Here is a 12,506-nt window from a genome sequence, read left to right as displayed (position 1 = left end):
CGCAGGATCACGCGGCGTACAGAATCCGCTGGAACAGCCGGTGATCCTGCCATCGACCAGCGATGAAGAGGTAATCGGGCGCGATGCCGATCTCGGTGAAGCCGGTGTGCCGCAGCACCGCCTGCGAGGCCGCGTTGTGGAGCAGCGTGCCGGCCTGCAGGCGATGCAGCCGGGTCTCGGTGCGGGCGATGTGGGCCACAGCCTCCACTGCGGCCGACATGACGCCGCGCCCGGCCAGGCGCGCGTCGACCCAGTAGCCGAGATTGGCGCTGTGGAAGACACCGCGGACGATGCCCGAGAGATTGACGCGGCCCACGATCTCGCCCGATTCGGCCGCCACCAGCACGAACGGAACCGCTCGCCCCTCATCCTGGTCGAGCAGCAGGCGCTCGATCTCGACGCCCTGCACGGCCGCGGTGAAGAACGCCTCGGAGCGCACAGGATCCCACGGGGCCAGATGGTCACGATTCACCGTGTACGCAGACGCGAGCGCCGCGGCATCGCCGAGAGCGAGAGGCCGAAGCACGGCGCCGCTCGGCAGCTGGATCTCGGAAGGCACCCTCCGACGATACCGGGCCGGGCGGAGGCCTCAGCGCGCAACCGACGAGGCCGGCGTCAGCGCTTGACGGAGGAGGCGAGGGTCAGCGCCGCAACGAAGACGCAAGCGTCAGCGCCGCAACGAAGACGCAAGCGTCAGCGCCGCAACGAAGACGCAAGCGTCTCGGCCCACGCATCGTGCATCGTCTTCCACGAGAACATCCGCTTGATGTACATGTCGCCGATGCGCCACGTGGGGAAGGGCACGAACGTGAGGCCAGGCGTCACCGCCGCGACCTCGGCGCTGGCCGCGTTGAGACGCTCGACCTGCTGGTTGATGACGCGGCGGACGGCCATGCCGATGGGGCGGAAATCCGACAGCGGGGGGATGCCCGAGATGAAGACGCGACAGGCGCGGAGACCCGACTCGGCCTGGATCCTGCGCGTCACGGTCTCGAGATGGGCGGCCCAACGCTCGGGCCTGGTGCTGAGGAGGACGTCGGGGATGCCGAGCAGGAGGAAGGCGACCTCGACCCCCTCGGCGTCGAAGGAGCGGCGCGAGGCGAGCTTCCGCAGCGTGAGGTCGGGCTCGGCGACGATCGACCAGACGGCACCCCGATTCGACTCGCTCGCGATGTGCTCGGCCGTCCGCGTGGCGACCGTCAGCCCGTGGCTCAGGACGCCGTGCCCCGAGGCGGCGACGTCGCCCACGAAGAGCAGGCGCAGCGGGTCGACGCCCGCGACACGCAGCACCGGGGCGTCGCGCGGGTAGAGGTTGCGGCGCACCTCGAGCTGGTAGAGCGCGAACGAGACGTAGAGCAGCGGTCGGCCCACGGCGAACAGCGCGTCGGTGAGGCGACTACGCGGGGGTGGCGTCGGCCTCGCGTCGGGGAGCGATGACATCGACACCATCGTGGCACGCGGTCAGCGTTCTCACGGCATCGACTGTCGGCAAAAGAGAGGACACGCGGGTGATTCTGGCGCTGACCCGCCCCGTGGTCGCCATCGGCACGACGAAGGGCCCCTCTCGTGACGAGAGGGGCCCTTCGGCTGAAGCGGTGCTACTTGACGATGACCGCCAGAACGTCGCGAGCCGAGAGCACGAGCAGGTCTTCTCCGCCGTACTTCACCTCGGTTCCGCCGTACTTCGAGTAGATGACCTTGTCGCCCGTGGCGACGTCGAGGGGGACGCGGTTGCCGTTGTCGTCGATGCGGCCGGGGCCTACGGCGACGACTTCGCCCTCCTGGGGCTTCTCTTTGGCGGTGTCGGGGATCACGAGGCCCGAGGCAGTGGTCTGCTCGGCCTCGACCTGACGGATGACGATGCGATCTTCGAGCGGCTTGATGTTGACCGACACGGGTGACCTCTTCTTTCTCAACGAGCTGCGACAGCGGAACTGTAATCCGTGGACTACGGATTTCCATGGACTCATGCGTTTCTCATGAGCCCGGGAGATCCGTGGTTAGCACTTCACGTAGGTGAGTGCCAGAAGAAGCTTAGGGCTCCGCTGGCACTCGGTCAATCCGAGTGCCAAGTCCAATGGCCTCGTCCGGAGGCATTCTCCAAATGTCCCGGTCCGTAAGCTCGCAGTATGGAAACCTCCGAGCTCCGCGAACTCCTCACCCCCGAGGGCCTGCGGCTGCTCGACTCCCTGCCGCCCTTCGAGGCAGGATCAGATGTGCTCGCGCAGGTCAGCGGCCTCCGCAAGCAGGGCCACTCCCCCGCTCTCGTGGCGGCAGTGTTGACGCAGGCCCGCCTGCGCGCCAAGGGCCACGCCAAGTTCGGCGACTTCGCCGACCGCATGCTCTTCACCGAGGCGGGCCTCGAGCAGGCCACGCGCCTCCCCGTCGCCTCGACGCACGCCGGGCGATTCCGCCGCGCCGGCCTCCAGACCGTCGCCGACCTCGGCTGTGGCATCGGCGGAGACGCGATGGCCTTCGCCGCCCTCGAGCTCGGGGTGGTCGCCATCGACCGCGACGAGGTCACCGCCGCGGTCGCCACGTACAACCTCGCCCCGTGGGAGGCCGCAGAGGTACGACTCGGCTCGGCCGAAGACGCGGATCTCTCCGGCGTCGACGGCGTCTTCCTCGACCCGGCCCGGCGCACGAGCGGGCACTCCTCGACGACGCGGCTGCAGGATCCTGCGAGCTGGTCGCCGTCTCTCGACATCGCGTTCGGGCTCGCCGAGCGCCTGCCCACCGGGGTGAAGCTCGGCCCCGGCATCGACCGCGACCTGCTGCCGGGCGACGCCGAATGTCAATGGATCTCGGTCGACCGCTCGGTGGTCGAGGTCGGCGTGTGGTTCGGGCCGCTGGCCCGACCGGGCATCCGGCGCGCCGCACTCGTGCTCGGCGCCCACGGGGCCGCCGAGCTGACCGCCGCGGGCGACACCGAGGACGCCGAGGTCGGCGACCTGCAGGAGTACGTCTACGAGCCCGACGGCGGGGTCATCCGCGCACGCCTCATCGGCGACCTCGCGCGGCAGCTCGACGCCACGATGATCAGCCGCGACATCGCCTACCTGACCTCGCCGCTCGTGGAGTCGACGCCGTTCGCGCAGTGCTTCAGGGTGCTCGAGACCTTCCCGCTCGACGAGAAGCGCCTGAGGCAGGAGCTCAAGAAGCGCGGGATCGGCCGCGTCGAGATCAAGAAGCGCGGTGTCGACGTCGACCCGGCGGCCTTCCGTAAGCGCCTGCAGCTGTCGGGGTCGAACGAGGCGACCCTCATCTTGACTCGTGTCGCCGGGCGGCACACAGCACTGCTCTGCGAGCGCGTCTAGGCGCCTGCGAGCGGGTCTGGGCGCCGCTACTGCCCAGAGTCGAAACTGTGGTTGTTGGCGACGGCCACGCCGATGATCACGACGAAGACGATGAACACGATCGCGATCAGGATCGCGACGAAGCCGAGGATGATGCCGGCGACGGCGAGACCGGAGCCGCCCTGCGGATTCTGCCGAATGCGACTGCGGGCCATGAAGCCGAGGATGACGGCGGCGATGCTGGGCAGCACGAACGGGACGACGAAGCCCGCGATGCCGAGGATCAGCGAAGCGACGGCGAGGCCCGAGGTCGTGCCGGTCGGGGCGCCGTAGTTGTAGCCCTGTGTCGCGTAGGGGTTCGGCTGGCCGTAGGACGGCTGTTGGGCGCCGTACTGCTGCTGACCGTACGACGGCTGCGTGTAGCCGGGCTGCTGCCCGTAAGGCTGTTGGCCGTAACCGGGCTGCTGGCCGTAGCCGGGCTGCTGGCCGGACGACGACTGCGCGCCGTAGGCCGGAGGCTGCTGCTGCGCGCCGTAGGCCGGAGGCTGCTGCTGCGCGCCGGCGGCGGGCGCCTGCCTTTCGCCGTACTGCGGCAGGTCGTCGGCAGCGGGTGCGGCCGGCGACGGGTTCGCGGCTGAGGGTTCCTCCCGTGTCGACGACGACCACGCCTGGCCGTAGGCGGGCTGCGCGGGCTCGCTCGGCTCGGCCACGGGCTGCTCGGCAGGCCGCTCGGCGGCAGGCCGCTCGGCGGCAGGCCGCTCGGCGGCAGGCCGCTCGGCCGCGGGCTGCTCGCCGGCTGGCTGCTCCGCGGCGGCCTGCTCGGCGGCGGGCCCCTCGGGGTCGGGCTGGGAGGAGGTCTGATCGGACATGCTCGCTGCTCTGCTTTCTCGTCGACCCGGCGTCTTCATCGACCTCGGATGCTCGTCGCACCGGAGTGCGGGCGCCCCCACGTCCGGCCGCGCCCGTGACCCGGGCGCTGCTTGCCGACGACTCTACCGCCGCGCCCCCACTCCAGCCCGCCGCCGCAACACTCCGACGACCGGCACGCGCTCTAGTCCGCGGGCTAGATCCTGTGCCGGTCGGTGGAGTTCGAGAAGGGTCGAGCCCGTACGCTGCTAGACGGCCTGCGCCTGCGTGACCGGCAGTGTCGAGTCCGCCCCGAACGACAGCGGCGAGGGCTGCCGACCGCGCGCGACCATCTCGGCTCCGAGAGCCGCGATCATCGCGCCGTTATCGGTGCAGAGCGAGAGCGGCGGGATGCGCAACTCGACCCCGGCACTCTCACAACGCGACGCGGCGACGGAGCGCACCCGCGCGTTCGCCACGACACCGCCGCCGAGCAGCAGCCGTGGCACCCCGCGATCGGCGCACGCAGCTAGAGCCTTGGTCAGCAGCACGTCGACGACCGCCTCGCGGAAGCTGGCTGCGACGTCGGCCGTGGGCACCTCTGATCCTGCGTTCTCGAGCTTCTCGACGTGGCGCGCCACGGCGGTCTTGAGGCCCGAGAACGAGAAGTCGTAGCGGTGCTTGTCGAGGTCTTTCGGCAGCGTGAGACCGCGGGGGAAGCGGATGGCGGCAGGATCGCCCGAGGCCGCGACGCGATCGATCTGAGGTCCGCCGGGGTAGGGCAGCCCGAGCAGCCGCGCCACCTTGTCGAAGGCTTCGCCCGCGGCGTCGTCGATCGTCTCGCCGAGCAGTTCGACGTCGTCGAGGAGATCGCGGACGTGCAACAGCGACGTGTGGCCGCCGCTCACCAGCAGGGCGATCGTCGGCAGCTCGATCTCGGTGCCATCGTCTCTCAGCACGTCGGCACCGACGTGCCCGACGAGGTGGTTCACGGCGTACAGCGTCTTGCCTGCGCCGAGCGCGAGCGCTTTCGCCGCTCCGACGCCGACCATGAGGGCGCCGGCGAGGCCCGGGCCGCTCGTGACCGCGATCGCGTCGATGTCGTCGAGCGTGAGGTTCGCCTCGGAGAGCGCCGCCTGCAGCGTGGGCTGCATCGCCTCGAGGTGCGCCCGGGCGGCGATCTCGGGCACGACGCCGCCGTAGCGCGCGTGCTCGTCCATCGACGACGCGATCACGTTGGCGAGGAGGGTGCGGCCGCGGACGATGCCGACGCCGGTCTCGTCGCAGCTGGTCTCGATGCCGAGCACGACGGGTTCTGTCACGAGAGGCCTCCAGCGGGCGTGTCGGGGGCGCGGTGCCGCACCCGCATCACGAGCGCGTCCACCCCGTCGGGCATGTAATAGCGGGGTCGCACGGCGATCCCTTCGAACCCGAGCGACTCGTACAGCGCCTGCGCACCCGGGTTGTCGACGCGCACTTCGAGAAACGTCTCGCGGGCGCCTCGGTCGATCGCCTCGGCCATCATGCGCTGCATGAGGTCGCGCGCGATGCCGTGACGGCGAGCGCCGGGCGCCACGGCGATGGTCTGGATGTCGGAGTCCGGTGATCCGATGGGCGCCAGCATGCCGGCGTAGGCGACGATCTCGCCCGCCGACGAGGTCACGACGAGGTAGTAGCCGGTCGAGTTCGTCAGCTCGGCGGCCATCAGCTGGGGGCTCCACGCGTCGCTGACGAAGATCGACGTCTCGAGCAGCATGATCGCGTCGAGGTCGTCGGGTGTGGCCCGGCGTACCGTAAAACCGTCCGGTGCAGAGACATCGTCCGGCTCAGAGACACCGTCCGGCGCATTGACACCGTCGACGGGGCTCACGACACCCTCTTCGGCGCACCCGGCACGGTCACGTCGGGCGACCGCAGGTAGAGCGGCACGTCGGCGGCGAACGGCCGGCCGTTCGCGAAGAGCGTCTCGCCGAGCATGCCGAGGGAGCCTGCCGAGATGGCCGTGTCGGCCGGGTCGGTGCGTGCCGCAGCCTCCGCGAAGTCACGGCCGCAGGATGCCACGACCACCTCGTCGAGGTCGGCGGGGCGCACCAGAGACGGGCCGGCGAGCCGCACGGGCAGACCCCGATCGTCGATGCCGGTGTAGGCGCTCCAGTACACCTCGCGGCGGCGCGCGTCGGTGACGACGAGCAGCGGCGACCCTGCCGCACCCACGTCGTCGGGGTCGGCTGCGGCGGTGCGCTTGCCGGTCGCGCGGGCGAAGCCGCCGGTGAGCTCGAATGCCACGGCGTCGTGGCTGATCAGGGGCAGGCACGGCTTGTCCGCACCGAATGCGAACGCGCGAGCGGCGGCGATGCCGACACGCAGCCCCGTGAACGGCCCCGGCCCCATGCCCGACACGACTGCGCTGAGATCCTGCGGCCTGACGCCTGCCGAGTCGAGGCAGAACGCGATCGACTCGCCGATCACCTCGGCGTGACGGCGGGTGTCGAGCTCGGTGACCTCGGCCAGCACGCCGCCTTCGCGATCGACGACGGCGACGGAGGTTCCCGACGAGGTGTCGATCGCAAGCAGCATGCCTCAATCGTAGGCGGCGCCCGATCGCGTACCGACCGGCGCCCGGGACGTGCCCGGCCGTGATCCTGCTCGACCGGTATCGTCGCCCGCATGGAGCCGATCAACCTGCTGAGCGACGACGAATTCGACGAGCTCGAGCCCGAGCGGGTCTCGCCGGTGCTCTGGCGCTTCACGCAGCACCTCAGCGAGGGCTGGGACAGGGCGCAGGACCGCGACGCGATGGCCAGGCTCATGGAGTACCTCCCGCGCATGGCCGGCACCCTCGGCGACGGCCACGAAGACCTGCGCCCCTACCTCGCCACCGACTGGCTCGTTCGCACCTTCCTGCCCCGCTGGCTCGACCTCGCGGGCGAGACCGCGCTCGCCCGTCAGCTCGCCGACCTCGCGCCGCTCGTCGACGAGTCGTCGACGGAGGACGCCGCCGAGCTCACCGACGCCGTGCTGTGGAAGTCGGTCGAGCTCCGTGACGCCCGCGGCCTCGGCGCGATGTGGGAGCGCACTCCGGGCGAGAAGGCTCGCGAGAAGTACGCCCGGGGCGTCGGGGCCGAGCTCGCGATGACGACCGCGGCCTCGGACGCCGTCCAGGTCGCCGCGACCGGCGACCCATGGCAGGAGGGCGTCATGCAGGAGGAGCAGGCCTCGCCGAGAGCCAGCTGCGAGATCACGTGGCGGGCCAGGTGTGGGACGCCGCGACCTACCTCGGCGGGGTCATCGGCTGGGATGCCTCGACGGGCGCCAGCGGCGCCGAGGCCGAGGCCCTCGTCGACGCGAGCCTGATGCCTGCGGCGCTCTTCTTGCAGAACGCCGTCTTCGGCCTCCTCGAGCGCATGATCGACCCGAGCGCCTGGTAGCCGCCGGCCTGGGCGTCAGTGCATTCCCGGCAGCTCTTTCATCGCGGCCTCGAGCCGCACCCGCTCGGCCTCCAGCCGCTCGACCGGCCACTCTGCCGAGCCGCCGTAGGCCCACATCGTCGACATCTTCGACAGGTCCATCAGAAAAGGCCCTGGCCGCTCGGAGACGGGCAGGATGTCGAACGGCTCGTTGGTGTCGAGCCCCACGTTGGCGCGGGTCGCCGGGTCATCGAGGGGACGCATGAGGCTCTCTCCCGAAAGGAAAAGCGGCTTGTAACCGGGCGGATCGAATGCGGCGGGCGTCAGCCGTTCGATCACCGATCGCAATCCAGCCCGGACGGCGTACCAACGAGCACCGTTGATCATGTCGCGAATGGGCTCGAATGGCCCGGATTCGTGTTTTCGCACCGTCGCCAGGCGGTCGGCGATGAACTCGACTCGTTCCCACTGCCCGTCTGCCAGAAGCAGAAAGAAGGCCTGCCGAAGACAGCCGACCGAACGCTGACTCGTGAAGACGACCGACTTGGCGCTCCGAGCGGCGAGGTACGTGGCCACCCGCGGAAGGGTGATCCCCGTCGGGTCGACCGCGCCCGCGATAGCCCTGCCGTGCCGCCGAGTCGCCTCCGCGAGAAGGCCGCGGATATGGCGACGCCGAGCGTCGGCATCCCCACCTCCCTGATAGCCGGCAAAGCTCACGGGGGGCTCATACCGGAACGCACCCAGACATCTCGAGCGCCCGCGTCGAGAGCGTCGAAGCGAGCGGCGCTAAGCAAGGGGCTCCATCCCAGGCAGCTCCTTCATTGCTCTCTCGAGTCGCTCCCGTTCTGCCTCGAGCCGCTCGACAGGCCACTCTTTCGACCCGCCGTAGCCCCACATCGTCGCCATTTCGGCCAGGTCAAGCAGAAAAGGCGACGGGCGAGCGCTTTCGACGAATGCGTCATTCGGTCGGTCTGGGTCCAGGCCGACATTGGCTCTCCGGACAGGATGGTCCAGCGGCCGTCGGAGACTAGTGCCATCGAGAATGAGGGGCCGATACCCGTCCGGCTGAAATGCGGCAGGCGTCAGCTCTTCGGCGGCTTCGTCAAATCCGTGTCGCACCGCATACCAACGTGCACCATGGAGCATGTAGCGAAGAACGGCGAACTGACCCGTTCCCAGGTTCTTGATCTGTGAGAGCGTGACGGCTATGGGCGACGCTCGATCCCACTTGTCGTAGGCCAGGAGGACGAAGAAAGCCTGCAATAGGTCCACCTTCGATCTGTCGCTCGTGAAGACCACTGACTTGCCCGCTCTCTTCACCAGGAGCGTGGCGACCTTGGGGAGACCGAGGCCTTCCACGGTCAAAGCCGACGATATGGCGGGCCCGTAGTCACGAGTCGCCGCCGCCAGCGTCGAACGAATGGCACCCCGAGGTTCACGCGACTCCTCGACGCCCACGATTCCGCTAGAGCTAGCCAAGCGGCGCCATCCCCGGCAGCTCCTTCATGGCTGCTTCAAGCCGCTCCCGTTCTGCCTCGAGCCGCTCGACCGGCCACTCCTTTGACCCGCCGTAGCCCCACATCGTCGACATCATCGCAAGATCGTCGAGGAAATGCAGCGGGCGATCATTGGTCGGATAGGCATCGTTCGGACGTGATGGGTCCAGTCCAACGTTCGCTCGACTGCTTGGCTTGTCAAGCGGCCTCTTCAGGATGCCTCCGTCCATGAACAGCGGCTCATAATCGCTCGGCTGGAAGGCAGATGCTGCTAATTCATCGACGATTTCGTGCAATCCATGCCGTGCGGCGTACCACCGGGCACCCTGGAGCATGTCGCGAAGGGGTTCGAACTGCCCCCACCGTAGCTTCGGAATGTCGGCCACCTCCCGGGCAATGCGCAGGGCGCGGTCCCAGACGTCATAGCTCAAAAAGAGGAAGAATGCGGCAGAGAGATTGTCGACCGACGACTCACTGGTCAACCGTACGGACTTCGAACTCTTTCGCAGCAGATAAACCGCGACATTCGGCATGCATAGCCCCGTTGGATCCGTGTCCGCCATGAGCGCTGCCGAGTGGCCCTTGTTCGCCTCCCGCAAAATGGTGGCTATGGCGCGATCGTCGTCATCCTGCTCGAACGTCATGCCGAACATGCTACTGAGGCCAATTGTCCTGCGCCTCGGGGACGCTCACGCCCATAGGTGGCTGAATCAACACGACGCGCTTGTATTGCGTCCCACGCTCGTCCTTGGCAATCTGTTGCTGAATCTGAGCACCGATACTTCGATTGACACTTTTGTCGAGGGGTTGCATGTTGGCGACATCGTCTTCACCTCCGAGTTGCAGCTCGTGAATGTGGTCAACGTCTTTGCCGGCTAAGTCGGTCCCGGGATGTTCCTGGAGAAAGCGCTTCCGAAGATTCTTGACTTTGCCCCGGCGGACCCGAGTCCTGCGGAGGCCTCCATCTTCGCCCGAAACAGCAATGGCATTGAGTTCGGCAGTTTTTAAAGCGGCTTGCTTGACCTGACTCTCGTCCCACCCCGGCTTGATCATCAGCACGAGCGTCCGCTCGTTCTTCTTCGGCTGCTTCTGCGTCAGCGTCTTGCCATCGGGCAGGGGCAGAGGCCCGGGCAACGGGATGGGCCGGTTCTGCTCGCCGTCGCGCGGGCCCTGCGGGTAGTAGGGCTTCGCTTTCTTGTTCGGCGGGCTGATCGTCGATACGACGTACTTGGCGATCCTGATGCCCTCGAGGATGGCACTGGCCGACGAGATCTGGACGTGCAGGTCTTCGAGCGTCGACTCGGCCATGCCGACGAACGCGGCGACGATCGCGATCTGCGCGGCGATCTTCGCTGCGGCGGCAGCGACCTCGGCGGCATCCGCGAGAGCCGCGCCCGCATCCGAGCCGCCGAAGGTGAACAGCGTCAGCGCTACACCGGCACCGGTCGTAGCGGTGACGGCCGCGCCGAGAGCAACAAGGGTGATGACGGACGATGCCCGCACGGCATCGATCTGATCGGCATAACCGCTCGTCGCCGACTGCAGCCCCCGCGCTTGAGACGCCACCGAGGTGAGCTGGGCCGAGGTCGTGTGCACGGTCGTCTGGATGTGCGGGATCTCAGCCGACATGAACGAGTCGATGGGTGCCGTCGAGTCGCGCAGGTGCGCCGAGTGCACACCCTCGATGCCGTCAGCGAGACGGCCCCAGGCCGCGGCGGTCGCGCGCAGTTTGCCGGTGTCGCCGCTCGGCCAGGCGACGCCGACCGCATCCTTGACGAGATCCCAGCCCGTCGGCGGCGAGGACGAACCGCCTGCCGACGAGGGCGGTGACGAGAAGGCGACAGGATGCGGGGTGCTGAAGCCGGCCCACGCAGCCAGCCCCTTGCCTGCCGAGGCCGAATCGGAGTTCGCGTGGTTCTGCCCGGTCACGTCGATGCCGTGCGAGATGCTCGCCATGGTGCTCGACGCGGCGGTGAGGGCACGGAAGACCGACGCGGCCACCGGATCGTAGGCGGCGGCCCAGCGACTGCCGACCGGGTCGGAGCCGGCCATCCCTGCCGAGGCGGCCAGCGATCCGAGTGCGGACTCGGCGTGCGACGTCAGCGACGAGATCGCGCCGTTGAACGTGTGCGCGACCCCGGCGTAGGCCGAGGGGGTCACTTTGACGGTAGTCACCGGGTCACCCCCACATCCGCAGGTTGGCGTCTTGGTGCGACTGTAGTTTTCGTGCGCGATGCGTGCCGTCTGCGTGATGAGGGCCATGCCCTCGGCCATCTCGGCGGCGCCCGCGGCCCACTGCTGCTGCAGCTCGGCGAACTGCGCCTCGGCCTGGCCCGACCAGGTGCCGCCGAGGCGTGCGGCGAGCGCACCGATCTTCGCGCGCAGCTCTTCACAGTACGTCGCGGTCTCGTCGAAAGTGCGAGCCGACTCGTTCAGGTAGTCGAGGTCGACCTCGTGCGAGCCGTTCACTGCGCGCCTCCGCCCGCGGCAGCCGAGCTCGCCCCGGCGACGTCGTCGTCGGTGGTCTCGTAGGTGACGGACGCCTGCTCGAGCAACCGCGCGATGCCCGAGAGCGCCTCGCGAACGGTCGCGGCACCCTCCTGCCACTCGGTCACGCCCTCGCCGAACACGCTGGCGGCATCGCCCGACCAGGCCGAGCCGACCAGAGTCGTCTTCACGGCGTGCGCCTGATCGAGCCGCCCGTCGAGCTCGGCGATGGACGCCGCGATCTCGGCCGACGCGGCCGAGAGCTCGGCCGGTGAGACGCGACAGTCGGCCATCTCTCCCCCTCGACGATCCCCACGAAAATGCTGAAGTACTACATCCACCCTCCGCCGAACCCCCGACGCGGTCAGTGGGCACTTCGACCCACACGGCCCTCCCCCTTACCTTTTCGGCAGGATCCGACCTCCCCGTCGGGCCGCCGGGGCCGAAAAGGTAAGGGCTGGCGCTAGGCGGGCAGGGCGACGCCCGACCACCGGGGGCCGTGGGCCTCGATGCGGACGCGACGGGGCTCTTCAGGCGCGTCGTCCGGATCCTGCAACGCGTCGGGATCCTGCGCCCCGGGCCCCCCGCTCGCCCCGGTCGGCCGTTCGATCTGCACGTCGAGCCACGACTCGGCGACCCCGTCGAGCATCCCCGCGCCCCACTCGACCACGACCACCGACGAGGCGTAGTCGAGGTCGAGGTCGTCGAGCTCGGCGGCCGAGCCCAGCCGGTACGCGTCGACGTGCACCAGCGGCACCCCACCCGGGCGGAGCGCAGGATGCGTGCGAGCCAGCACGAACGTCGGCGACGCCACCTGCCCGCGCACGTCGAGCCCGCGCCCGAGCCCGCGCGTCAGCGTCGTCTTGCCCGCCCCCAGCGGCCCGGTCAGCACGAGCAGGTCGCCGGCGCGCAGCAACGTCGCCAGCCGCGCGCCGAAGTCGTCCATGCCGACCGACGAGGCGATCACACCCTCG

Annotated in this window: 15 protein-coding genes; 2 read left to right on the top strand and 13 right to left on the bottom strand. The window is 69.2% G+C overall.

Features of this window, described 5'->3' with window-relative positions:
- Positions 1-7 precede the first annotated feature (7 nt).
- The 3 genes from AX769_RS06300 to groES all read right to left on the bottom strand — a co-directional run bounded on the left by AX769_RS06300 (position 8) and on the right by groES (position 1,895).
- A complete protein-coding gene (locus AX769_RS06300) occupies positions 8-559 on the bottom strand; it encodes a GNAT family N-acetyltransferase (RefSeq protein ID WP_066277210.1) in 552 nt (183 codons plus the stop codon).
- Between the two features lie 134 nt (positions 560-693).
- Positions 694-1,440: a hypothetical protein gene (locus tag AX769_RS06295; RefSeq protein ID WP_157887489.1), complete on the bottom strand. Its 747-nt coding sequence runs from the start codon at positions 1,438-1,440 to the stop codon at positions 694-696.
- A 158-nt stretch (positions 1,441-1,598) separates the two neighbouring features.
- Complete coding sequence (groES, locus tag AX769_RS06290; protein WP_066277204.1) at positions 1,599-1,895, bottom strand: co-chaperone GroES; 297 nt, start codon at positions 1,893-1,895, stop codon at positions 1,599-1,601.
- 234 nt (positions 1,896-2,129) lie between these two features.
- On the opposite strand from groES, the gene AX769_RS06285 reads away from it, so the two are divergent.
- Complete coding sequence (locus AX769_RS06285; protein ID WP_066277201.1) at positions 2,130-3,317, top strand: class I SAM-dependent methyltransferase; 1,188 nt, start codon at positions 2,130-2,132, stop codon at positions 3,315-3,317.
- A gap of 26 nt (positions 3,318-3,343) precedes the next feature.
- On the opposite strand, the gene AX769_RS06280 is transcribed toward AX769_RS06285, so the two are convergent.
- The 4 genes from AX769_RS06280 to tsaB form a co-directional block, all read right to left on the bottom strand.
- Positions 3,344-4,165 carry a DUF4190 domain-containing protein gene (locus tag AX769_RS06280; RefSeq protein ID WP_066277198.1) on the bottom strand — a complete coding sequence of 274 codons (822 nt, stop codon included), beginning with the start codon at positions 4,163-4,165 and terminating at the stop codon, positions 3,344-3,346.
- A 246-nt stretch (positions 4,166-4,411) separates the two neighbouring features.
- Positions 4,412-5,464 carry a tRNA (adenosine(37)-N6)-threonylcarbamoyltransferase complex transferase subunit TsaD gene (gene tsaD, locus AX769_RS06275; RefSeq protein ID WP_066277195.1) on the bottom strand — a complete coding sequence of 351 codons (1,053 nt, stop codon included), beginning with the start codon at positions 5,462-5,464 and terminating at the stop codon, positions 4,412-4,414.
- Complete coding sequence (gene rimI, locus AX769_RS06270) at positions 5,461-6,012, bottom strand: ribosomal protein S18-alanine N-acetyltransferase (protein WP_369824067.1); 552 nt, start codon at positions 6,010-6,012, stop codon at positions 5,461-5,463. Before rimI ends, tsaD begins: the two co-directional genes overlap by 4 nt.
- Positions 6,009-6,719 (bottom strand): tRNA (adenosine(37)-N6)-threonylcarbamoyltransferase complex dimerization subunit type 1 TsaB, encoded by a 711-nt coding sequence (tsaB, locus tag AX769_RS06265; protein ID WP_066277193.1) that lies wholly within the window; start codon positions 6,717-6,719, stop codon positions 6,009-6,011. Before tsaB ends, rimI begins: the two co-directional genes overlap by 4 nt.
- Before the next feature lie 90 nt (positions 6,720-6,809).
- Here tsaB and AX769_RS06260 point away from each other — a divergent pair, with 90 nt between their 5' ends.
- Positions 6,810-7,496: a hypothetical protein gene (locus AX769_RS06260; RefSeq protein ID WP_066277191.1), complete on the top strand. Its 687-nt coding sequence runs from the start codon at positions 6,810-6,812 to the stop codon at positions 7,494-7,496.
- Positions 7,497-7,585: 89 nt separating this feature from the next.
- Here AX769_RS06260 and AX769_RS06255 read toward each other — a convergent pair whose 3' ends face one another.
- The 6 genes from AX769_RS06255 to tsaE all read right to left on the bottom strand — a co-directional run bounded on the left by AX769_RS06255 (position 7,586) and on the right by tsaE (position 12,478).
- Positions 7,586-7,936: a hypothetical protein gene (locus tag AX769_RS06255; protein WP_157887488.1), complete on the bottom strand. Its 351-nt coding sequence runs from the start codon at positions 7,934-7,936 to the stop codon at positions 7,586-7,588.
- A 399-nt stretch (positions 7,937-8,335) separates the two neighbouring features.
- Positions 8,336-9,007: a hypothetical protein gene (locus AX769_RS06250; RefSeq protein WP_157887487.1), complete on the bottom strand. Its 672-nt coding sequence runs from the start codon at positions 9,005-9,007 to the stop codon at positions 8,336-8,338.
- Positions 9,008-9,020: 13 nt separating this feature from the next.
- A complete protein-coding gene (locus AX769_RS06245) occupies positions 9,021-9,689 on the bottom strand; it encodes a hypothetical protein (RefSeq protein WP_157887486.1) in 669 nt (222 codons plus the stop codon).
- A gap of 10 nt (positions 9,690-9,699) precedes the next feature.
- Positions 9,700-11,514, bottom strand: coding sequence for a WXG100 family type VII secretion target (locus tag AX769_RS06240; RefSeq protein WP_066277177.1), 1,815 nt, complete (start codon positions 11,512-11,514; stop codon positions 9,700-9,702).
- Positions 11,511-11,825: a WXG100 family type VII secretion target gene (locus tag AX769_RS06235; protein ID WP_066277173.1), complete on the bottom strand. Its 315-nt coding sequence runs from the start codon at positions 11,823-11,825 to the stop codon at positions 11,511-11,513. The genes AX769_RS06240 and AX769_RS06235 overlap by 4 nt, the downstream gene beginning before the upstream one ends.
- A gap of 170 nt (positions 11,826-11,995) precedes the next feature.
- On the bottom strand, positions 11,996-12,478 hold the full coding sequence (tsaE, locus tag AX769_RS06230; RefSeq protein ID WP_066283253.1) for a tRNA (adenosine(37)-N6)-threonylcarbamoyltransferase complex ATPase subunit type 1 TsaE: 483 nt from the start codon (positions 12,476-12,478) through the stop codon (positions 11,996-11,998).
- Positions 12,479-12,506: the final 28 nt, after the last annotated feature.

It is taken from the genome of Frondihabitans sp. PAMC 28766 (assembly GCF_001577365.1).
Classification (GTDB): Bacteria; Actinomycetota; Actinomycetes; order Actinomycetales; family Microbacteriaceae; genus Frondihabitans.
The sequence above is the reverse complement of the archived record's forward strand: the minus strand, read 5'-3'. Positions and strand labels throughout refer to the sequence as shown.